We start from the raw sequence: 18,973 nt of genomic DNA, 5'->3' as shown, positions 1-18,973 counted from the left end.
GTTGCGGCCGCGAGGCATGAGAGTCAAGTGCCAGGCTTTGGTGTGCGGGCCAGGCAGTACACGTCTACCTGTCGCGCGCCGGCGTTGATCAATAACCGCGCCAGGCTGTGGGCGGTGGCGCCGGTGGTGAGCACGTCGTCCACCAGCGCCAGGTGGCGGCCGCGCACCTCGGCACCGGGGGCCAGGGCGAAGGCGTTGAGCAGGTTGCGTTTGCGCGTCTTGGCGTCGAGGGCTTGCTGCGCGACGGTTTCATAAGGGCGTAGCAATAGATGTGCATCGTGGGGAAGGTCGAGGTCGGCGCTGAGCCAGCGCGCCAGCATCAGCGCCTGGTTATAGCCCCGTTCACGCAGGCGCCTGCGGGCCATGGGCACCGGCAGCAGCATGTCCGGGCGGGTGAGTGAGTGGTTGTCGAAGCGATGTTGCAAGTAGTGCCCCAGCAAGCGCCCCAGCATATGCCCGAGGGGCCAGCGTGCCTGGTGCTTGAAGCGACTGATCAGGGTGTCTACCGGAAAGCTGTAGGTCCAGGGTGCGATCACGTGTTTAAAGGCGGGCGGTTGTCTCAGGCACTGGCCGCAGACCAGGCCGTCCATCGCCAAAGGCAAAGCGCAGATTTCGCAATGCTCCATCAGCCAGGGCAGCTCGGTTTCGCAGACGTTGCACACACAGTCGGCGGTTTCAGTCGTCTCGTCGCAGATTAAACATTTCTGTATGTTTTTTGACCAGATGTAAACTTCGTGTTTGTAGCTTGGTTGACAGTGCATGAATCTTCCTTAAATATGCCGAGCATCCGTGTCGTGCCTGTGGGTATTGCCCTTCCCGCAGCGTTTGCCAAAGCATAATCAAGGAATCGCCCATGAGCGCCAGCACCACCGCCACCTTGCGTCACGATTGGTCTTTAGCCGAAGTCAAAGCGTTGTTCGTGCAGCCGTTCAATGACCTGTTGTTTCAGGCGCAGACCGTGCACCGCGCGCATTTCGATGCCAACCGTGTACAGGTGTCGACACTGCTGTCGATCAAGACCGGTGCCTGCCCGGAAGATTGCAAATATTGTCCGCAGTCGGGCCACTACAACACGGGCCTGGAAAAAGAAAAGCTGATGGAGGTGCAGAAGGTCCTCGAAGAGGCCGCTCGCGCCAAGGCCATCGGTTCGACCCGTTTCTGCATGGGCGCCGCCTGGAAACACCCGTCGGCCAAAGACATGCCCTATGTGCTGCAGATGGTCAAAGGCGTGAAGGCCATGGGCCTGGAAACCTGCATGACCCTCGGCCGTCTCGACCAGGACCAGACCGAAGCCCTGGCCCAGGCCGGCCTGGATTACTACAACCACAACCTGGATACGTCGCCGGAGTTCTACGGCAGTATCATCACCACCCGTACCTACAGTGAGCGCCTGCAAACCCTGGCCTATGTGCGTGAGTCGGGAATGAAGATCTGCTCCGGCGGCATCCTCGGCATGGGCGAGTCCCTCGACGACCGCGCCAACCTGCTGATCCAGTTGGCCAACCTGCCGGAGCATCCGGAGTCGGTGCCGATTAATATGCTGGTGAAAGTCGCCGGTACACCGTTGGAAAATGCCGAGGACATCGACCCGTTCGATTTCATCCGCATGCTGGCCGTGGCGCGCATCCTGATGCCGCAATCCCATGTGCGCCTGTCGGCGGGGCGCGAAGCCATGAACGAGCAGATGCAGGCCCTGGCGTTCTTTGCCGGTGCCAACTCGATCTTCTACGGCGACAAACTGCTGACCACCGCCAACCCGCAGGCCGACAAGGACATGCAACTGTTCTCGCGCCTGGGCATCCTGCCGGAAGCCCGTGAAGAGCATGCGGATGAAGTGCACCAGGCGGCCATCGAACAGGCGTTGGTGGAGCAGAAGAGCAGCGAGCAGTTCTATAACGCCGTTGTTTGATTCCCACCTGTTTTGACCGAGTTGCACCTGCCACCCCGAGGCCTGCATGTCTTTTGATCTCTCCGCGCGCCTCGCTGCCCGCCGTGCCGAACACCTTTACCGTCAACGCCCGCTGCTCCAGAGCCCCCAAGGCCCGGAGGTGGTGGTTGACGGTCAACCCCTCCTGGCATTCTGCAATAACGATTACCTGGGCCTGGCCAATCACCCGCAAGTGATCGAGGCCTGGCGCGCCGGGGCGTCCCGTTGGGGCGTGGGCGGCGGGGCTTCGCACTTGGTGGTGGGCCATGCCACGCCGCACCATGAGCTGGAGGAGGCGCTGGCCGACTTTACCGGGCGCCCGCGAGCGTTACTGTTTACCACCGGCTACATGGCCAACCTTGGTGCGGTCACGGCGTTGGTGGGGCAGGGCGATACGGTGCTGGAAGACCGGCTCAACCATGCTTCGCTGCTGGATGCCGGCTTGCTGTCCGGTGCGCGTTTCAATCGCTACCTGCACAACGACGCGATCAGCCTGGCCAAGCGCCTGGAGAAAGCCACTGGCAATACGCTGGTGGTCACCGATGGTGTGTTCAGCATGGACGGCGACCTGGCCGACCTGCCGGCACTGGCCCGTGCAGCCAGGGCCAAAGGCGCCTGGTTGATGGTGGATGATGCCCATGGCTTTGGTCCGCTGGGTGCCAATGGCGGCGGGATCGTCGAGCATTTCGGCTTGAGCCAGGACGACGTGCCGGTATTGGTCGGCACCCTGGGCAAAGCGTTCGGCACGGCGGGCGCGTTTGTCGCGGGCAGTGAGGACCTGGTCGAAAGCCTGATCCAGTTTGCCCGGCCATATATCTACACCACCAGCCAACCGCCGGCGCTGGCCTGCGCCACCCTGAAGAGCCTGGAGCTGCTACGCACCGAACATTGGCGGCGCGAGCACCTCGACCGGCTGATTCGTCAGTTTCGCCAGGGCGCCGAGCAGCTTGGCCTGGACTTGATGGACAGCTTTACACCGATCCAGCCGATCCTGATCGGCGACAGTGCCAAGGCCGTGCGCCTGTCGCAGATGCTGCGTGAGCGCGGCCTGATGGTCACGGCGATCCGCCCGCCCACCGTTCCCGCCGGCAGCGCGCGTTTGCGCGTGACCTTGACCGCAGCCCACAGCGAGGCGCAGGTACAGCTATTGTTAAACGCATTGGAAGAGTGTTTCCGCTTGTCTGGTGCCACGGAGCCCGACCATGCGTGATCGACTGATCCTGCTGCCCGGCTGGGGGCTCGGCGTATCGCCGCTGGAGCCTTTGGCCGCCGCCTTGCGTGGCCTGGACGCACACCTGCAGGTGCAGGTCGAGCCATTGCCGGCGCTTGCTTCCAGCGACCTCGATGAATGGCTCGACGAACTCGACGCTACCCTGCCCGACAACGCCTGGCTGGGCGGCTGGTCCTTGGGCGGCATGCTCGCTGCCGAACTGGCGGCGCGGCGCGGCGAGCGTTGCTGCGGGTTGCTGACCCTGGCGAGCAATCCGTGTTTCGTCGCCCACGAGGGCTGGCCCCATGGGATGCCCGCCGAGACCTTCGATGCGTTCCTGGCCGGCTGCCATGCCGATTCCCAAGTCACCCTCAAGCGCTTCGGCCTGTTGTGCGCCAAGGGCGCCGAAGACCCGCGCGGGCTGTCGCGCCTGCTGGTCAGTGGCGCGCCGCATTCAGCGTCCAACGTGTTGATGCCCGGCCTGGAACTGCTGGCCCAACTGGATACCCGCGAAGCCTTGCTGGCTTATCGCGGCCCACAGTTGCACCTGTTCGCCGGCATGGACGGGTTGGTGCCCGCCGAAGCCGCCAGCGACCTGCTGAGGCTGCTGCCGGATGTGGAAATCGGCCTGATTGAACAGGCTGGTCACGCTTTTCTTCTGGAAGACCCCCACGGTGTAGCGGGGGCCATCCAGGCTTTTTTGCATGAGTGCGTCGATGACTGATTTATCCCAGCCCTCCCTGCCGGGCGCCTTGCCGGACAAACGCCAGGTGGCGGCGTCGTTTTCCCGTGCGGCGGCCAGTTACGACAGCGTCGCCGAGTTGCAGCGCGCCGTAGGGCATGGGCTGCTGGCCCGGCTGCCATCAGCGTGTGCGCCACGTCACTGGCTGGATATGGGCTGCGGCACGGGTTATTTCAGCCGTGTGCTGGGCGAGTTGTTGCCCGCCAGCCAAGGTGTGGCGCTGGATATTGCCGAGGGCATGCTTAACCATGCGCGGCCTTTGGGTGGCGCACATCATTTTGTCGCGGGCGATGCAGAACGCTTGCCGCTGAAAGCCGAGAGCTTCGAGCTGCTCTTCTCCAGCCTGGCGGTGCAGTGGTGTGCGAACTTCGAGGCGGTGCTCAGCGAGGCCTATCGCGTGCTGCGGCCGGGTGGCGTGCTGGCGTTCGCCAGTTTGTGCGTCGGGACGCTGGATGAGCTGCGCGAAAGCTGGCGGGCGGCGGATGGCCTGGTGCACGTCAATCGCTTCCGCACCTTCGAGGCGTACCAGCACTTGTGCGCGGCCAGCGGTTTGCGCGTGGTCAGCCTGGAGCGACGTCCCCATGTGCTGCATTACCTGGATGTGCGCAGCCTGACCCATGAGCTCAAGGCGCTGGGGGCGCATAATCTCAACCCAGGCCGCCCGGGAGGGTTGACGGGCCGTGCGCGGATTGTTGCACTGGTAGACGCCTACGAGCAGTTCCGTCAGGCCGAGGGACTGCCGGCCACGTATCAAGTGGTGTACGCCGTCCTGGAGAAGCCCCTATGAGCGCCGCCTATTTCATCACCGGCACCGATACGGATGTCGGCAAGACCACTATCGCCGCCGGCCTGTTACACGCCGCCCGGCAAGCGGGCAGAAGCACTGCGGCTGGAAAGCCCGTGGCTTCCGGCTGCCAGGTCACGGCCAAGGGCTTGCGCAACGCCGATGCCCTGGCGCTGCTGGCCGAGTGTTCATTGCCGTTGAGTTATGCCGAGGTCAACCCGGTGGCGTTCGAACCCGCCATCGCGCCCCACCTGGCCGCGCGGGAGGCCGGCGTCGCGCTGACGGTGCAGTCGTTGTTGAAACCCATGCAGCAGATTCTGGCGCGTCAGGCGGATTTCACCCTCATCGAAGGCGCAGGCGGTTGGCGGGTGCCGTTGGCTGACCAGGACAACCTGTCGGACCTGGCCATGGCGCTGCAACTGCCGGTGATCCTGGTGGTGGGCGTGCGCCTGGGATGCATCAGCCATGCCTTGCTCACCGCCGAAGCCATCGCCCGGGACGGTTTGCCCTTGGCCGGTTGGGTGGCGAATATCATCGACCCCAAGACCTCTCGTCTGGAAGAAAACCTCGCGACCCTGGCCGAGCGTTTGCCCGCACCATGCCTGGGCCGAGTGCCAAAGCTCAAGCACGCCGGCGCCGAGGCGGTAGCTGAGTACCTGCAACTGGACCTGCTTGACTGATTCTGGCTATCGGCAAGGCATTATGCCATTAGTGTTTTTAACGGGCTTTTTGCCAGTATGTCTGCTTCAATTCAACTTCACGATTCTCTAAAGGCAGGTTGAAGCCATGGACATCTCTGGCAGCAGCGCGTTTTACTCGGGGCTGAGCACCATTCAGGCCGGGCAGAGCCGTGTCGACCAGGCCGCCGGCAGGATTGCCAGCGCCGCGACCACCCAGCCGTCTGACGCACAGAGCGACCGGTTGCAAGCCAATGACCGCGCCCAGCCGACGAATTCGGCGAGCAATATGGTTGAAATGGCCCAAGGCAAGTTTCAAGTGGAGTTGGGCGCCAAGGTCGCCAAGGCTTCAGACGAAATGCTCGGTACCCTGATCGACACCTTCGCTTAACCCCTCTTTCGTACGACCGGCTTCTTCCTGGGGCTGGTCGCCTTTGCGCAATCCTCCATTTTCTTCTGAACACCTTGTGGCATCCCGCCGCAGGCCTCGCCATGCCTGCCATTGACCCGCGTCATGACAAACGGTGTCTGGACGACGCTTGACATCCCCAGGTCGTAAACGTATGTTTCAAACACCTGTTTGACCGCCACAACACATCCACGCGGTTGTTCATTCCAGATACATCAGCAGAGGTTTATCGCTATGCCTGACTACAAGGCCCCCTTGCGTGATATTCGCTTCGTTCGTGACGAACTGCTCGGCTATGAAGCGCACTATCAGAGCCTGCCGGCTTGCCAGGACGCTACCCCGGACATGGTTGACGCCATTCTCGAAGAAGGCGCCAAGTTTTGTGAGCAAGTGCTGGCACCGTTGAACCGCGTGGGTGACATCGAAGGGTGCACCTGGAGTGAGTCTGGCGTTAAAACCCCTGCTGGTTTCAAAGAAGCCTACAAGCAATTCGTCGAAGGCGGCTGGCCAAGCCTGGCCCACGACGTGGAGCACGGTGGCCAAGGCCTGCCGGAATCCCTGGGCCTGGCCGTGAGCGAAATGGTCGGCGAAGCCAACTGGTCATGGGGCATGTACCCGGGCCTGTCCCATGGTGCGATGAACACCATTTCCGAGCATGGCACCCCCGAGCAGCAAGAGGCTTACCTGACCAAGCTGGTATCGGGCGAGTGGACCGGCACCATGTGCCTGACCGAGCCACACTGCGGTACCGACCTGGGCATGCTGCGCACCAAGGCCGAGCCTCAGGCTGACGGTTCCTACAAAGTCTCCGGTACCAAGATCTTCATCTCGGCCGGTGAACACGACATGGCCGACAACATCGTCCACATCGTGTTGGCCCGCCTGCCGGACGCACCGGCGGGTACCAAAGGCATCTCGCTGTTCATCGTGCCCAAGTTCCTGCCCAACGCCGACGGCTCGATCGGTGCGCGCAACGCCGTGAGCTGCGGTTCCCTGGAACACAAGATGGGTATCCACGGTAACGCCACCTGTGTGATGAACTTCGACGCGGCTACCGGTTTCCTGATCGGCCCGGCGAACAAAGGCCTGAACTGCATGTTCACCTTTATGAACACCGCTCGCCTGGGCACCGCGCTGCAAGGCCTGGCCCACGCCGAGATCGGCTTCCAGGGCGGCCTGAAATACGCCCGCGATCGCTTGCAGATGCGTTCCCTGACTGGCCCGAAAGCGCCGGAAAAGGCCGCCGACCCGATCATCGTGCACCCTGACGTGCGCCGCATGCTGCTGACCATGAAAGCCTTCGCCGAAGGTAACCGTGCGATGGTGTACTTCACCGCCAAGCAAGTGGACATCGTCAAATACGGCACCGACGACGAGGCCAAGAAACAGGCCGACGGCCTGTTGGCATTCATGACCCCGATTGCCAAGGCGTTCATGACCGAAGTCGGTTTTGAATCCGCCAACCACGGCGTGCAGATCTATGGCGGCCACGGCTTTATCGCCGAGTGGGGCATGGAGCAGAACGTTCGCGACAGCCGTATCTCCATGCTGTATGAAGGCACCACCGGCATCCAGGCACTGGACCTGCTCGGCCGTAAAGTGCTGATGACCCAGGGCGAAGCGCTCAAGGGCTTCACCAAGATCGTGCACAAGTTCTGCCAGGCCAACGAAGGCAACGACGCGGTCAAGGAGTTCGTGGCACCGCTGGCTGCGCTGAACAAAGAGTGGGGCGAGTTGACCATGAAGGTCGGCATGGCCGCGATGAAAGACCGCGAAGAAGTGGGGGCCGCTTCGGTGGATTACCTGATGTACTCCGGTTACGCCTGCCTGGCTTACTTCTGGGCCGACATGGCGCGCCTGGCTGCCGAAAAACTCGCCGCCGGTACCAGCGAAGAAGCGTTCTACACCGCCAAGCTGCAAACCGCGCGCTTCTACTTCCAGCGCATCCTGCCGCGGACCCGTACTCACGTGGCCACCATGCTGTCGGGCGCCAGTAACCTGATGGACATGAAAGAAGAAGACTTCGGCCTGGCTTACTAAGCCTTACCGGGTTCATCTGAAACCGTCGCTTCCCTTGGGAGCGGCGGTTTTTTCATTGGGGGATAAAAAACACAGTGCAGCGCTCAGGGATTTTCTCCGGCTGCCGTTACAGTGATGGCAATGTGATACATGGCGGGCAGGGTGTGCTTAACTGTTCGCATCAAGGCACAGTGCCACTACTTTTTGCGGGTCGGAGTTTTACCCTTGTCACGCGTGTCTGCTTTACGTTTCAGTCACTTTCTTCCTTCGTTGCTGCTGTTGCTGGCCGGGCTCTCGGCTGCGTACGTCAAGGACCTCAGCGTCTTCTTCACCTCGCTGTTCAATGTGTTGCCGACCCTGGTGCTGTTGCTGGGCGGTTCGTACTGCGCGGTTTATCGCCGTCAGCGTGAATTGTTCCTGATGATCACGGTGTACATCGCCTACTTCCTGCTCGATACCCAGACCGATTTCTATCGCGACAATGGCCGCGTGCGCGCAGACGCGGCTGTGGTGTTTCACCTGTGTTGCCTGTTATTGCCGTTGCTGTTCAGCATCTACGCGCTGTGGCAGGAGAAGACCCACCTGTTTCGCGACTTCGTTGCCCGTTGTGCGGTGCTGCTGGCAATCGGCAGTGTGGCGCTGGCCCTGGAGCAAAGTTATCCCCAGGCACTGCTGAACTGGCTGGCGGAGATCCGCTGGCCAGCCCTGCATGGGACCTGGATGAGCCTGATCCAGCTGTCATACCCGATGTTCCTGGTCGGCTTCCTCACTCTGGCGGCGCAATACTGGTACCAGCCGCGTCCGCTGCATGCGGCGCAACTGGTCGGGTTGCTGGGGATGTTCTGGATGTTGCCGCAGACCTTCATCCTGCCGTTCACGCTGAATATCATGTGCAGCCAGGTCATGCTGATGATCGCCGCCGGCGTGGCCCACGAGGCTTATCAAATGGCATTCCGCGATGAACTGACCGGCCTGCCGGGGCGCCGAGCCTTGAACGAACGCATGCAGCGGCTGGGGCGCAATTATGTGCTGGCGATGACCGACGTCGATCACTTCAAGCGCTTCAATGACACCCATGGTCACGATGTGGGCGACCAGGTGCTGCGCCTGGTGGCGAGCAAGCTGTCCAAGGTCAATGGGGGTGGGCGTGCCTACCGCTACGGCGGTGAAGAATTCGCCGTGGTGTTTGCCGGCAAGACCCTGGATGAGTGCATGCCGCACCTGGAGGAAATCCGCGAGATCGTCGCCAACTACGACATCAAGCTGCGCAATTCGGACCGGCCCCAGGATGATCAACAAGGCCGTCAACGCCGGGCGGGCAGCGGCGCGTCGAGTGTGTCGGTGACGGTCAGCATCGGCGTGGCCGAACGCCAGATCGACCAGCGCACGGCGGAAGAAGTGCTCAAGTCCGCCGACCAGGCGCTGTACGCCGCCAAGGGCGCGGGGCGTAACTGTGTGGTTGCGGCCGGGCAGACCCGCCGTGGCGCGGTGCGCATGCAGAGCGCTGCCGGTTGAGTGATGGCGCTGTATTCAGCGGTTCTACAATGATTGTCCGAGGCGCTGGCCGGCAGTAGGTTGAAAGGATCTGCCGCCGGAGACACCGCCATGCCTGAGTACAAAGCTCCCCTGCGCGACATGCGCTTTCTGATCGACCACGTGTTTGATTTCCACGGCCACTACGCTGCCCTGGGCGCCACGGATGCCAGCCCGGACATGGTCAGTGCAATCCTCGAAGAAGGCGCCAAATTCTGCGAGAACGTGCTTTCGCCACTCAACCGCAGTGGTGATGAAGAGGGTTGCCATTTCGACAACGGCGTGGTGACCACGCCCAAGGGTTTCAAGGAAGCCTTCGCCCAGTACGTCGAGGGCGGCTGGCACGGGGTGGCGGCAGACCCGGCCTACGGTGGCCAGGGCCTGCCGCAATCGTTGGGCCTGGTGCTCAGCGAGATGATCGGCTCCAGCAACACCTCGTGGGGCATGTATCCGGGCCTGACCCACGGCGCGATGTCGGCGATCCACGCCCACGGCACCGAAGAGCAGAAGGCCACGTTCCTGAGCAAACTCACCGCAGGCGAATGGACCGGCACCATGTGCCTGACCGAAGCCCATTGCGGCACCGACCTGGGCCTGATCAAGACCCGTGCCGTGCCCCAGGCGGATGGCAGCTACGCGATCACCGGCAGCAAGATCTTCATCTCGGCCGGTGAGCACGACATGAGCGCCAATATCATCCATCTGGTGCTGGCCAAGCTGCCGGACGCGCCGGCGGGCACCAAGGGTATCTCGTTGTTTATCGTGCCCAAGTTCCATGTGGATTCGGCTGAGCGCAATGCGGTGCACTGCGGCTCCATCGAGCACAAGATGGGCATCAAGGCCTCGGCCACGTGCGTGCTCAACTTCGACGGCGCCAAGGGCTTTTTGATTGGCGAGGCGAACAAGGGCCTCAACTGCATGTTCACCATGATGAACCACGCCCGCCTGGGCACCGGCATGCAGGGCCTGTGCAATGGCGAGGCGAGCTTCCAGGGCGCGATCAAGTACGCCAACGACCGCCTGCAGATGCGCGCGCTGACCGGCGCCAAGGCCCCGGAGAAAGCCGCCGACCCGATCATCGTGCATCCCGATGTGCGCCGTATGCTGCTGACCATGAAAGCCTTCAACGAAGGCAACCGCGCACTCACCTATTTCACCGCGCAGTTGCTCGACACCGCGCACCTTTGCAACGACGCCGGCCAGCGCCAGGAGGCCGAAGACCTGTTGGCGTTCCTCACCCCCATCTGCAAAGCCTTTATGACCGACACCGGGCTGGAGGTGACCAACCACGGCATGCAGATATTCGGCGGCCATGGCTACATTCGTGAGTGGGGCATGGAGCAACTGGCACGCGATGCGCGGATTGCACCGATCTACGAAGGCACCAACGGCATCCAGGCCCTCGATCTGTTGGGGCGCAAGGTGCTGGGCAGCCAGGGCAAGCTGCTGCGCGGTTTTACTAAAATAGTGCATAAGTTTTGCGCGGCGAATGCCGAACATGCGCAGCTCAAGGGCTATGTGGTGCAGCTTAATCAACTGAATCAGGAATGGGGCGAGCTGACTACCCAGGTCGGTATGGCCGCGATGAAAAACCCGGATGAGGTGGGCGCAGCGGCGGTGGATTACTTGATGTACAGCGGTTACATCATCCTCGCCTACCTGTGGCTGCGGATGGCCATTGCCGCGCTGGCGCAGGATGACACTGAGTTTGCCAAAGCCAAGCTGGCCACTTGCGACTTTTACTTCAAGCGTCTGCTGCCACGTACCGCAACCCATCGCGCCGCCGTGGAAGCGGGCAGCGAATGCCTGATGAGTCTGCCTGCGGAGTCGTTTGCGTTGTGATGACTTAAAAATACCAATCAGTCACAAGTGGACCCTATGTGTCTGAAAAGTTGTTCGGGTACACTCGGAGCCTGTAAAACCGATCCTATCGAATCACTTTTCACGTTCTCACGAGGTTTGCCATGGCTGATTACAAAGCGCCGCTGCGTGATATGCGCTTCGTCCTCAACGAAGTCTTTGAGGTCGCCACCACTTGGGCCCAATTGCCGGCATTGGCAGACAGCGTTGACGCCGAGACCGTAGAGGCCATCCTCGAAGAAGCCGGCAAGGTCACCGCCAAATCCATCGCCCCGCTCAGCCGCGGTGGCGATGAACAGGGCTGCCGTTGGGATAACACCGCGGTGTTTACTCCGGAGGGTTATCCACAGGCCTACAAGACCTACGCTGAAGGTGGCTGGGTCGGCGTAGGCGGCGACCCCGTGTTTGGCGGCATGGGCATGCCCAAGGCGGTATCGGCCCAGGTCGAGGAGATGATCAACTCGTCAAGCCTGGCGTTCGGCCTGTACCCGATGCTGACCTCCGGCGCCTGCGTGTCGATCAACACCCACGCCAGCGAGGAACTCAAGGCCATCTACCTGCCGAAGATGTATTCCGGCGAGTGGGCCGGCTCCATGTGCCTGACGGAAGCACACGCCGGTACCGACCTGGGGATTATCCGCACCAAGGCCGAGCCGCAGGCAGACGGTTCCTACAGGATCAGCGGAACCAAGATCTTTATCACTGGCGGTGAACACGACCTCACCGAGAACATCATTCACCTGGTACTGGCCAAGTTGCCGGACGCACCGGCCGGTCCGAAGGGGATTTCGCTGTTCCTGGTGCCGAAGTTCATGGTCAACGCCGACGGCAGCCTGGGCGCGCGCAACCCGGTGAGCTGCGGCTCCATCGAACACAAGATGGGTATCCAGGCATCCGCCACCTGCGTGATGAACTTCGACGAAGCCGTGGGTTACCTGGTGGGCGAACCCAACCGTGGGTTGGCGGCGATGTTCACCATGATGAACTATGAGCGCCTTGGCGTGGGTATCCAGGGCCTGGCGTCCGGCGAGCGCTCCTACCAGAACGCGATTGAATATGCCCGCGACCGCCTGCAAAGCCGTGCGCCGACCGGTGCCCAGGCCAAAGACAAAGTGGCCGACCCGATCATCGTCCACCCCGACGTGCGCCGTATGCTGTTGACCATGAAAGCCGCCAACGAAGGCGGTCGCGCGTTTTCCACCTATGTGGCGACGCAGCTGGACATCGCCAAGTTCAGTGACGATGCCGCTGCCCGCGAGCGGGCCGATAACCTGGTGGCCTTGTTGACGCCGGTCGCCAAGGCGTTCCTCAGCGACCTGGGCCTGGAAACCACCGTGCTCGGCCAGCAAGTGTTTGGCGGCCACGGTTACATTCGCGAATGGGGCCAGGAGCAACTGGTGCGTGATGTACGCATCACGCAGATCTACGAAGGCACCAACGGCATCCAGGCACTGGATTTGATGGGGCGCAAGATCGTCGGTAGCGGCGGTGCGTTCTACACCTTGTTCGCCGACGAGATTCGCCAGTTCATCGCCTCGGCGGGGCCCGAACTGGCTGAGTTCAGCCAACCGTTGAGCGCAGCGGTGGATAACCTGGACGAATTGACCGCCTGGGTGCTGGATCGCGCCAGGACCAACCCGAACGAGATCGGCGCAGCCTCGGTGGAGTATTTGCATGCATTTGGTTACATGGCCTACGCCTATATGTGGGCACGTATGGCCAAGGCCGCGTTGGGCAAGGAGACTGAGGAAGACTTCTACGCCAGCAAACTGGGCACCGCGCGCTTCTACTTTGCGCGTCTGTTGCCACGTATTCACTCGCTGAGTGCGTCTGTAAAAGCCGGTAGCGAATCCTTGTTTTTGCTGGATGAGGCACTGTTCTAAGGGCTTGGAGGGCGTGTAAGCATTCTCTTACATGACGTACTGCTAATCGTCCTCTATCGCCAAATTGGATCCACGGATAATCTACTTCACATGGACGTCGCGCAGGAAGCGCAAAGCAACAACACGGACACGTAGGATTCTGCCAGGATGGCGGAGTGAAATGGATGTCAGGGAAACAGTCTGCAAAGCCCCGCTTCGGCGGGGTTTTCTTTTGCCCGCGAAAAAGTCAGGCGCCGAATTTCACGGCAGTGCCTGCGGCGCATTCATCACGTCTTCCAGCAAGGTGCGCAGCAGCGCCATGGTTGCCTGCTGGCGCTGTACATCGCGACACACCAAACCTACCTTTAGTGGCACCCTGGGTTCACTCAAGGGCTTCCAGAGCAGCGACTGGCTGTTGTGTTCGTCCTGGGAGCGTCCCGGCAGCACCGTGGCCATTTTGGTGTTAGGCAAGCTGTCGAGAATCCCCACCATGGTATTCAACTCCGCCTGTACCTGCGGCCGGCGTCCGAGGTTGGATAACTGACCCTGCCAGATCTGTCGAACCTGGAACTCTTCCCCCAGCAACAACATCGGCAGTTCGGCGGCCTGTTTCAGCGAGACTTTCTTGAATTCGCGCAGGGGATGGTCCTCGGGGATGACCACCTTCAGCTCATCCTCATACAACAACACGCCGTGCAGCCCCGGCTGGCGTGGCGGCAGATAGCTGATGCCGATGTCCAGCGAGCCGTTAAGCAACCGCCGTTCAATCTCGATCCCGGTCAATTCGTAGATCTGCACCACCAGGTGCGGCTGGGCCTTGCGCACGCGCTCGAGCATTTGCGGGACCAGGCTGGTGTGCACGGTTTGCAGCACGCCGATGGCCAGGGTGCGCATGGCCTGGCCCTTGAAGTTACGCAAGGCTTCGACGGCTTGCTGCATGCCATCGATCAGCGGCAAGGCATGGTTGTACAGCGTATGGGCGGCCAGGGTGGGCAGCAGGCGTTTGCTGCTGCGTTCGAACAGGCTCACATCGAGGTTGCGCTCCAACTGGCGGATCTGTTGTGAGAGCGCCGGCTGGGAGATCGACAGGCGTTCAGCGGCACGGCCCACATGGCCTTCTTCATACACCGCGACGAAATAACGCAGTTGCTTAAAATCCATAAGGCTTACTTATCGAAAAAGCTGGAAAATCGAAATGGCCGGTAGCCCCCGAGGCGCCTAGTCTAGCGCCTATTCGCAGGGCTTACAGGGCCGGATCGGGCAATGAACAGCGTTTATGTTGATGGCGTTTACATAGGCAAGGCAACACACCCGCAGACAGTGATTGCAGGGAAAACCGACCAAGGCCCGGTTGCCACTGGGGGCAAGCTGTGAATCTCTTCAATATGCGTCGCCCCGTGCCCAGCCTGGACGACCTGGTGCTGGAGGCTTCACCCGATACGCTGTCCAGCGAGGCGCTGATGCCCACCGTGGCGAGGCCGCCTCAGGTTTTCGTACGTGGCCAGGGCTCCTGGCTGTGGGACAGCGACGAGCGTGCTTACCTGGATTTCAGCCAGGGCAACGCTGCCAACAGCCTCGGCCACAGCCCGCAGGTCTTGATCAAAGCCCTTGCCGACCAGACCCAGGCCCTGATCAATCCAGGCCTGGGTCTGCATAACCGCGCTCAACTCAATCTTGTCGACCGCCTGTGCCATCGTACCGGCAGCGACCAGGCCTACCTGCTCAACAGTGGCGCAGAGGCCTGCGAAGCGGCGATCAAGCTGGCGCGCAAGTGGGGCCAACTGCATCGCGGCGGGGCCTACCGCATTATCAGCGCGAGCAATGGTTGCCATGGTCGCAGTTTCGCGGCACTGGCGGCGTCGGGGGGAACGCTGGAAAACCGCTTTGAACCGCAATTGCCCGGCTTCAGCCATGTGCCGTTCAACGATCTGCCGGCCCTGCATGCTGCGGTCGACGCACAGACAGTCGCCATCCTGCTGGAGCCGGTCCAGAGCGAAGCCGGTGTGATCCCCGCGACGGAGCATTACCTCAAGGGGGTTGAACGGCTGTGCCGCGAACTGGGGATCCTGCTGATCCTCGACGAAGTACAAACCGGCCTTGGCCGTTGCGGCACCTTGCTTGCCGAACAGCAATACGGTGTGCGAGCCGACATCATCACCCTCGGCAAAGGCCTGGGCGGCGGCGTGCCATTGGCTGCGCTGCTGGCGCGCGGCAACGCCTGTTGCTTCGACGTGGGTGAGCTGGAAGGTACCCATCATGGCAACGCATTGATGGCATCGGCCGGGCTGGCGGTACTCGATACGGTGCTGGAGCATGGCTTCCTGGAACACGTACGTGAATCCGGCCTTTACCTGGGCGAAGGCCTTGCCCGGCTGGCCTACCGCTACGACCAGGGCCAATTGCGCGGCCACGGCCTGATGTGGGGCCTGACGTTGTCGGATGATTCTGCAGATGCAGTGGTAAAAGCCGCCCTGCACGAAGGCCTGATCCTCAACGCCCCGCAACCTGACTGCCTGCGCTTCACCCCGGCGCTTACGGTGAGCAAAAGCAACATCGACGAAATGCTCCTGCGCCTGGCCCGCGCTTTTTCCCGGGTACGCACCGCCCAGTTGCAATGCCGCAAGGGCATCGCCGTCTGACCCACATTCCTGAACCGTCTCGCGGTATACGCGGCGCCTCCAGCCTGATTTTTTCGGCTGGGGGCGTTTTTTTGCGTGTGAAATTTTTGGATTGAAAGCGTTGATTGATCGCCTGTGAAAACAATGGCTTTTTAGCGTGCGTCGATAAGGATTGTCGACGGAGCACGGGTTGCTCTACTTCTAATCTATACCACTGGGTGGTATGTTTGTGGGAAGGGATATCCATGAGGCTTAGGTTATTTAAAACACGGCAGTTTGCTGATGCGGCCAGCAAGTCCTGGATCTACGATTCGGAGTTGAGGGAGGCATTTGGCCAATTGCTGAGGGGGCAGGCAGATAATCTGGGAGGCGGTGTTTGGAAAAAGCGCCTCAACCAGAATAGGCATCGCTCCATAGTGTTGGCCAAGGGCAGGCAATACTGGGTTTATCAGTTGCTGTTCGCCAAGCAAGACCAAAGCAATATCAGTCAGAAAGATTTGGCTTGGTTTCGGGCGATGGCAAAAGTTTATGAAGGCTTAAACGAAACGCAGATCCAGCAGCTCTTGGATCTCAGGGAGTTTGTGGAGATACATCATGACCAAAAAATATGAAAGTGAAGCGCTGGAGTCCATTCACCAATCCGCCAAAGCGCTTTATGCCATCGGTGCTATTAGTAAAACTACCCTTCGTGAATACGACGAAGCGTGCTTCTCTGCCGTCCCGGAACAAATACCTGCCGAACAGATCAAGCAGCTACGTGAAAGTAGCCATGTCAGCCAACCGGTGTTTGCTCGTTACCTGAATACCAGCGCCTCCACGGTGAAGAAATGGGAATCTGGCGAGAAGCAACCCAGCGGCATGGCGCTCAAACTTCTTAGTATCGTGCAAAAGCATGGGTTAGAAATTCTGGCCTGAAGGATGGCCCGGTGCCAGATCCCACTGAACCCTCACGAACGCCCAAGGTCGATTAGCTACACGGTTCACACGAGCCGATTTTCTGGAGCTGACCCATGGACTTCATTCGTATCATCATCGCCATTCTGCTGCCGCCACTGGGTGTGTTCCTGCAAGTGGGTTTCGCTGGCGCGTTCTGGCTGAATATTCTGCTGACCTTGTGCGGTTACTTCCCAGGCATCATTCACGCCGTGTACATCATCGCCAAGCGCTGAGCCCGTCAGCCTTTTGCGATGAGCCGTGAATTGCGATCATTGCGAAAGGCCAGTTGCTCGATGGTCTGGGTAGCGTGCTCGGCTTCCTCCCGCGCCTTGAGGATGATGCCGTGCTGCTCGGACTTGCTGCACACCGGGTCGGCATTGCTCGCATCCCCCGTGAGCATGAAGGCCTGGCAACGGCAGCCACCGAAATCCTTTTCCTTTTCATCGCACGAACGACACGGCTCGGGCATCCAGTCGTAGCCGCGAAAGCGGTTGAACCCGAAAGAGTCGTACCAAATGTGCTGCATGCTATGGTCGCGCACATTGGGAAACTGCACCGGCATCTGTCGGGCGCCGTGGCAGGGCAGGGCGGTGCCGTCTGGCGTCACGGTCAGAAAGATACTGCCCCAGCCGTTCATACAGGCCTTCGGGCGCTCCTCGTAGTAGTCCGGTGTCACGAAGATCAGCTTGCATGGATGGCCTTCGGCTTCGAGCTTGGCACGGTATTCGTTGGTGATGCGTTCGGCACGCACCAGTTGTTCCTTCGTCGGCAATAAACCCGCGCGATTGAGCTGCGCCCAGCCATAGAACTGGCAGGTGGCAAGCTCGACAAAATCCGCTTCCAGCGCAATACACAGCTCGATGATACGGTCGATCTTGTCGATATTGTGCCGATGGGTGACGAAGTTCAGCACCATCGGGTAGCCATGCGCCTTCACTGCGCGGGCCATTTCCAGCTTTTGCGCGAAGGCTTTTTTCGAACCCGCCAGCAGGTTGTTCACCTGTTCGTCGCTGGCCTGGAAGCTAATCTGGATATGGTCCAGGCCGGCTTTCTTGAAATCGCTGATCTTCTGCTCGGTCAGGCCGATGCCCGAGGTGATCAGGTTGGTGTAGAACCCCAGCTTGCGCGCCTCGGCGATCAACTCGGCGAGGTCCTGGCGCACCAGCGGCTCACCGCCGGAAAACCCCAGTTGCGCCGCGCCCATCTCGCGGGCCTCGCGAAATACCTTGACCCACTGCTCGGTGCTCAGCTCCTTGCCCTGCTCGGCAAAGTCCAGCGGGTTGGAGCAATACGGGCATTGCAGCGGGCAGCGGTAGGTCAACTCGGCGAGCAACCACAGCGGCAGGCCGATGGCGGGTTTCTCAGGCAAGGGTGATCCAGTGCTCAGCACGGGCGACCTCCATGAATTGCTCGATGTCGTCACCCAGCTCAGGCACGCCGGGGAACTGTTCTTCGAGGGCAGCAATGATCGCCGCCACGTCGCGCTCACCGTCAATCAGGCCACCAATCAGCGCGGCGCTGTCGTTGAGCTTGATCATGCCTTCGGGGTAGAGCAACACATGGCCTTTTTGCGCGGGTTCGTACTGGTAACGGTAGCCCTGGCGCCAGGTCGGTTTTCTGCTGCGATCGAAGCTCATAGGGTGATCCCTTTATGCCACACCCGCTGCTCGGTCACGCTGTGATACGGCGGGCGTTTCAGTTCGTAGGCCATGCTCATGGCATCCAGCATGCTCCACAGGATGTCGAGTTTGAACTGGAGGATTTCCAGCATGCGCTCCTGGCCTTCACGGGTGGTGTAGTGCTGCAAGGTGATTGCCAGCCCATGCTCCACGTCGCGCCGCGCCTGGCCCAGGCGGGTGCGGAAATACTCGTAGCCGGTGGGGTCGATCCACGGGTAGTGCTGCGGCCAGCTGTCGAGGCGCGATTGGTGGATCTGGGGCGCGAACAGCTCGGTGAGGGAGCTGCTGGCGGCTTCCTGCCAGCTGGCGCGGCGCGCAAAGTTGACGTAGGCGTCTACCGCAAAGCGTACGCCGGGCAGCACCAGTTCCTGGGAACGCAACTGGTCGGGGTCGAGGCCGACCGCCTGGCCCAAGCGCAGCCAGGCTTCGATGCCGCCGTCCTCACCGGGTGCGCCATCGTGGTCGAGCAGGCGCTGGATCCATTCGCGACGGATCTCGCGGTCCGGGCAGTTGGCCAGGATCGCCGCATCTTTCAGCGGGATGTTCACCTGGTAATAGAAACGGTTGGCGACCCAGCCCTGGATCTGCTCGCGGGTGGCACGGCCTTCATACATCGCCACATGGTACGGGTGATGAATATGGTAGAAGGCGCCTTTGGCCCGCAAGGCGGCTTCGAACTCGGCGGTGCTCAATGGTGTGTCAGTCATGTCGTCTGCT

Annotated in this window: 19 protein-coding genes; 14 read left to right on the top strand and 5 right to left on the bottom strand. The window is 61.1% G+C overall.

From position 1 onward, the window contains the following. Positions 1 to 23: 23 nt before the first annotated feature. Positions 24 to 761 (bottom strand): ComFC family protein, encoded by a 738-nt coding sequence (locus FX984_RS16685; RefSeq protein ID WP_146477699.1) that lies wholly within the window; start codon positions 759 to 761, stop codon positions 24 to 26. A 92-nt stretch (positions 762 to 853) separates the two neighbouring features. Between FX984_RS16685 and bioB the strand changes: the two genes are divergently transcribed. The 10 genes from bioB (at position 854) to FX984_RS16635 (ending at position 13,044) form a co-directional block, all read left to right on the top strand. Beyond that, complete coding sequence (gene bioB / locus FX984_RS16680; RefSeq protein WP_010207025.1) at positions 854 to 1,909, top strand: biotin synthase BioB; 1,056 nt, start codon at positions 854 to 856, stop codon at positions 1,907 to 1,909. 46 nt (positions 1,910 to 1,955) lie between these two features. Beyond that, positions 1,956 to 3,137 (top strand): 8-amino-7-oxononanoate synthase, encoded by a 1,182-nt coding sequence (gene bioF / locus FX984_RS16675; RefSeq protein ID WP_092355534.1) that lies wholly within the window; start codon positions 1,956 to 1,958, stop codon positions 3,135 to 3,137. Then, entirely contained in the window at positions 3,130 to 3,861 is a 732-nt protein-coding gene (locus tag FX984_RS16670; protein WP_098480821.1) for an alpha/beta fold hydrolase, read from the top strand. Before bioF ends, FX984_RS16670 begins: the two co-directional genes overlap by 8 nt. Then, positions 3,854 to 4,666: a malonyl-ACP O-methyltransferase BioC gene (gene bioC, locus FX984_RS16665; RefSeq protein ID WP_027605948.1), complete on the top strand. Its 813-nt coding sequence runs from the start codon at positions 3,854 to 3,856 to the stop codon at positions 4,664 to 4,666. The genes FX984_RS16670 and bioC overlap by 8 nt, the downstream gene beginning before the upstream one ends. Beyond that, positions 4,663 to 5,343 (top strand): dethiobiotin synthase, encoded by a 681-nt coding sequence (gene bioD / locus FX984_RS16660; RefSeq protein WP_027605947.1) that lies wholly within the window; start codon positions 4,663 to 4,665, stop codon positions 5,341 to 5,343. The genes bioC and bioD overlap by 4 nt, the downstream gene beginning before the upstream one ends. Before the next feature lie 106 nt (positions 5,344 to 5,449). Further along, positions 5,450 to 5,731: a hypothetical protein gene (locus FX984_RS16655; RefSeq protein ID WP_027605946.1), complete on the top strand. Its 282-nt coding sequence runs from the start codon at positions 5,450 to 5,452 to the stop codon at positions 5,729 to 5,731. 252 nt (positions 5,732 to 5,983) lie between these two features. After that, positions 5,984 to 7,789 (top strand): phenylacyl-CoA dehydrogenase, encoded by a 1,806-nt coding sequence (locus tag FX984_RS16650; protein ID WP_027605944.1) that lies wholly within the window; start codon positions 5,984 to 5,986, stop codon positions 7,787 to 7,789. A gap of 204 nt (positions 7,790 to 7,993) precedes the next feature. Further along, positions 7,994 to 9,283 (top strand): GGDEF domain-containing protein, encoded by a 1,290-nt coding sequence (locus tag FX984_RS16645; RefSeq protein ID WP_146477701.1) that lies wholly within the window; start codon positions 7,994 to 7,996, stop codon positions 9,281 to 9,283. 90 nt (positions 9,284 to 9,373) lie between these two features. Then, positions 9,374 to 11,143, top strand: coding sequence for an acyl-CoA dehydrogenase C-terminal domain-containing protein (locus FX984_RS16640; RefSeq protein WP_146477703.1), 1,770 nt, complete (start codon positions 9,374 to 9,376; stop codon positions 11,141 to 11,143). Between the two features lie 122 nt (positions 11,144 to 11,265). Beyond that, positions 11,266 to 13,044: an acyl-CoA dehydrogenase C-terminal domain-containing protein gene (locus tag FX984_RS16635; protein ID WP_098480824.1), complete on the top strand. Its 1,779-nt coding sequence runs from the start codon at positions 11,266 to 11,268 to the stop codon at positions 13,042 to 13,044. A gap of 240 nt (positions 13,045 to 13,284) precedes the next feature. Here FX984_RS16635 and FX984_RS16630 read toward each other — a convergent pair whose 3' ends face one another. Next, positions 13,285 to 14,184: a LysR family transcriptional regulator gene (locus tag FX984_RS16630; RefSeq protein WP_146477705.1), complete on the bottom strand. Its 900-nt coding sequence runs from the start codon at positions 14,182 to 14,184 to the stop codon at positions 13,285 to 13,287. A 209-nt stretch (positions 14,185 to 14,393) separates the two neighbouring features. Between FX984_RS16630 and FX984_RS16625 the strand changes: the two genes are divergently transcribed. From FX984_RS16625 to FX984_RS16610, 4 genes are all read left to right on the top strand, one after another. Next, a complete protein-coding gene (locus FX984_RS16625; protein WP_146477707.1) occupies positions 14,394 to 15,662 on the top strand; it encodes an aspartate aminotransferase family protein in 1,269 nt (422 codons plus the stop codon). 224 nt (positions 15,663 to 15,886) lie between these two features. Next, the gene (locus FX984_RS16620) at positions 15,887 to 16,252 is read left to right on the top strand and encodes a type II toxin-antitoxin system RelE/ParE family toxin (protein WP_065938221.1); all 366 of its coding nucleotides are present in this window, start codon (positions 15,887 to 15,889) and stop codon (positions 16,250 to 16,252) included. Beyond that, a complete protein-coding gene (locus FX984_RS16615; RefSeq protein ID WP_027605937.1) occupies positions 16,236 to 16,556 on the top strand; it encodes a helix-turn-helix domain-containing protein in 321 nt (106 codons plus the stop codon). Before FX984_RS16620 ends, FX984_RS16615 begins: the two co-directional genes overlap by 17 nt. A 95-nt stretch (positions 16,557 to 16,651) precedes the next feature. Beyond that, complete coding sequence (locus tag FX984_RS16610) at positions 16,652 to 16,810, top strand: YqaE/Pmp3 family membrane protein (RefSeq protein WP_024077743.1); 159 nt, start codon at positions 16,652 to 16,654, stop codon at positions 16,808 to 16,810. A 5-nt stretch (positions 16,811 to 16,815) separates the two neighbouring features. Here FX984_RS16610 and pqqE read toward each other — a convergent pair whose 3' ends face one another. From pqqE to pqqC, 3 genes are read right to left on the bottom strand one after another with little or no spacing between them, the layout of a single operon-like run. Continuing rightward, positions 16,816 to 17,946, bottom strand: coding sequence for a pyrroloquinoline quinone biosynthesis protein PqqE (gene pqqE / locus FX984_RS16605; protein WP_146477709.1), 1,131 nt, complete (start codon positions 17,944 to 17,946; stop codon positions 16,816 to 16,818). Continuing rightward, the gene (gene pqqD, locus FX984_RS16600; protein WP_027605935.1) at positions 17,939 to 18,214 is read right to left on the bottom strand and encodes a pyrroloquinoline quinone biosynthesis peptide chaperone PqqD; all 276 of its coding nucleotides are present in this window, start codon (positions 18,212 to 18,214) and stop codon (positions 17,939 to 17,941) included. Before pqqD ends, pqqE begins: the two co-directional genes overlap by 8 nt. Continuing rightward, the gene (gene pqqC, locus FX984_RS16595) at positions 18,211 to 18,963 is read right to left on the bottom strand and encodes a pyrroloquinoline-quinone synthase PqqC (RefSeq protein WP_065938223.1); all 753 of its coding nucleotides are present in this window, start codon (positions 18,961 to 18,963) and stop codon (positions 18,211 to 18,213) included. Before pqqC ends, pqqD begins: the two co-directional genes overlap by 4 nt. Positions 18,964 to 18,973 lie beyond the last annotated feature (10 nt).

This window comes from Pseudomonas marginalis, assembly GCF_008692035.1.
In the GTDB taxonomy this organism is placed as follows: Bacteria; Pseudomonadota; Gammaproteobacteria; order Pseudomonadales; family Pseudomonadaceae; genus Aquipseudomonas; species Aquipseudomonas marginalis.
Note: the sequence above shows the minus strand (reverse complement) of the source record. Positions and strands in the feature narration are given on the sequence as shown.

What these genes read in the sequence shown, in the direction of transcription:
- FX984_RS16685 (WP_146477699.1), bottom strand. Translation starts at nt 761, where the DNA reads ATGCACTGTCAACCAAGCTACAAACACGAAGTTTACATCTGGTCAAAA.
- bioB (WP_010207025.1), top strand. Translation starts at nt 854, where the DNA reads ATGAGCGCCAGCACCACCGCCACCTTGCGTCACGATTGGTCTTTAGCC.
- bioF (WP_092355534.1), top strand. Translation starts at nt 1,956, where the DNA reads ATGTCTTTTGATCTCTCCGCGCGCCTCGCTGCCCGCCGTGCCGAACAC.
- FX984_RS16670 (WP_098480821.1), top strand. Translation starts at nt 3,130, where the DNA reads ATGCGTGATCGACTGATCCTGCTGCCCGGCTGGGGGCTCGGCGTATCG.
- bioC (WP_027605948.1), top strand. Translation starts at nt 3,854, where the DNA reads ATGACTGATTTATCCCAGCCCTCCCTGCCGGGCGCCTTGCCGGACAAA.
- bioD (WP_027605947.1), top strand. Translation starts at nt 4,663, where the DNA reads ATGAGCGCCGCCTATTTCATCACCGGCACCGATACGGATGTCGGCAAG.
- FX984_RS16655 (WP_027605946.1), top strand. Translation starts at nt 5,450, where the DNA reads ATGGACATCTCTGGCAGCAGCGCGTTTTACTCGGGGCTGAGCACCATT.
- FX984_RS16650 (WP_027605944.1), top strand. Translation starts at nt 5,984, where the DNA reads ATGCCTGACTACAAGGCCCCCTTGCGTGATATTCGCTTCGTTCGTGAC.
- FX984_RS16640 (WP_146477703.1), top strand. Translation starts at nt 9,374, where the DNA reads ATGCCTGAGTACAAAGCTCCCCTGCGCGACATGCGCTTTCTGATCGAC.
- FX984_RS16635 (WP_098480824.1), top strand. Translation starts at nt 11,266, where the DNA reads ATGGCTGATTACAAAGCGCCGCTGCGTGATATGCGCTTCGTCCTCAAC.
- FX984_RS16630 (WP_146477705.1), bottom strand. Translation starts at nt 14,184, where the DNA reads ATGGATTTTAAGCAACTGCGTTATTTCGTCGCGGTGTATGAAGAAGGC.
- FX984_RS16620 (WP_065938221.1), top strand. Translation starts at nt 15,887, where the DNA reads ATGAGGCTTAGGTTATTTAAAACACGGCAGTTTGCTGATGCGGCCAGC.
- FX984_RS16615 (WP_027605937.1), top strand. Translation starts at nt 16,236, where the DNA reads ATGACCAAAAAATATGAAAGTGAAGCGCTGGAGTCCATTCACCAATCC.
- FX984_RS16610 (WP_024077743.1), top strand. Translation starts at nt 16,652, where the DNA reads ATGGACTTCATTCGTATCATCATCGCCATTCTGCTGCCGCCACTGGGT.
- pqqD (WP_027605935.1), bottom strand. Translation starts at nt 18,214, where the DNA reads ATGAGCTTCGATCGCAGCAGAAAACCGACCTGGCGCCAGGGCTACCGT.
- pqqC (WP_065938223.1), bottom strand. Translation starts at nt 18,963, where the DNA reads ATGACTGACACACCATTGAGCACCGCCGAGTTCGAAGCCGCCTTGCGG.